We start from the raw sequence: 1,413 nt of genomic DNA, 5'->3' as shown, positions 1-1,413 counted from the left end.
TCTGGACAAAATGATAGTGGTGCTGCGCCTTCCTCATTAATAAAAACATTGTTCGTATCAAAAAGAAAAACATTGGTGTTCGCCGAATCAAAATTGAAAAATGAATTACAAAAACCAAAATCAATTTTTACATTATAAAATCCTGGTTGTGTTACATTTTCTAATATATTAGAAGACTCTCCGGAAATAACCGTTCCATCACGACTCCAAATATAGGCAGGAAAACCTTCTGGTAACGCTGTTAACGTTACGGGTTCACCTTGACAAAGTGCTACATTATTTGCTTCAATATTAGGACCTGTTAAGGTAACTCCTTCACTAAAATCAAAATAATAAATCGCAGCTTGAGTAGTAGAAAGACCTATAAACTCTGAACCATCCGGAAGTTCTGCTCGTATTCTTAAACTATAGTTATCACTTCTAAGATCTGTTGGTATAGGGAAATCTATAAACTCAATATCCGCACTAGCACCAATAGCCGTATTGGAAATAAAACTATCCAATATCTCCGTTGTTTCATCAGAAAACACTCCTGTATCATCTGATATTTCTAGAAAAAATTCTGTTCCTGCACCTAAAAAGCCCGATGGACCGTTATACTCCGCTATAGCTGATCGATTGGGGACATTCTGATTTACACAAGCGTTCTTATCTGTGGCATTGCTATCATTAATATAAAACTCAGGTCCTGCGATTTGTTGCGCAATAGCCTCAGGGAAAGAAAGGAGGATAAGCACAAAGGCAAGTAACGATAGGTTAAGTTTTCTTTTCATAGCAATCACACTTGTTATTGTTATGTGAATAGATGCACAATTAATCAAGCGATTTGGGGCGCTTGTTAATAATGTTGTTAATATAAATATTGTAAAGTCATAAAATTATGAATTAAATGTTTATATCAAACCAATTTTTCGTTTTTTTTTGTAATAATATTCTTACCTAATTTTGAAGACAATAATTACATATGTGAATATGCCTGGCAAAAGGGTTATAAGTTACTTATAATAAACTATAAATCAAATAGTTATATACAAACAAAAAAGAACTAAAATCTAGGAAAAACGTTCAAATTTTAATTTAAAAGCATCCAAAAATTAAAACTTTTGGAATAAAAAACAAAAAATTTAACTAAAAACGAGCTGTTTATATGAATCAAAAAACACCTAAAAACGGCAGCTTTTACCGATTAAGTGTACTTTTTTTGCTCAAATTTTAATTTTTTACTTGTACCTTAAAGTAATTTTATCAACTGAAAATTATTGTTTTAGCATAGATTATTTAAAGATCAGAATTAACCAAATTTTTACCTACCAAATAAAAGGTTTTTAAAACACATTTATCTCATTACGGTAATTGTTCCTTTTCTGACTACTGCGCTATTTCTGGTAATTATATAATAGTATATAAGCTCAC

The 1,413-nt window shown here is 30.9% G+C and carries 1 protein-coding gene; it reads right to left on the bottom strand.

Annotation, left to right across the window (positions count from 1 at the left end; genetic code table 11):
- Nucleotides 1-773 (bottom strand): hypothetical protein (locus Q0975_RS28305; RefSeq protein WP_299444341.1); only part of this gene is annotated, 773 nt, incomplete at its 3' end.
- Nucleotides 774-1,413: the final 640 nt, after the last annotated feature.

It is taken from the genome of uncultured Aquimarina sp. (genome assembly GCF_947500065.1).
In the GTDB taxonomy this organism is placed as follows: domain Bacteria; phylum Bacteroidota; class Bacteroidia; order Flavobacteriales; family Flavobacteriaceae; genus Aquimarina.
Note: the sequence above shows the minus strand (reverse complement) of the source record. Positions and strands in the feature narration are given on the sequence as shown.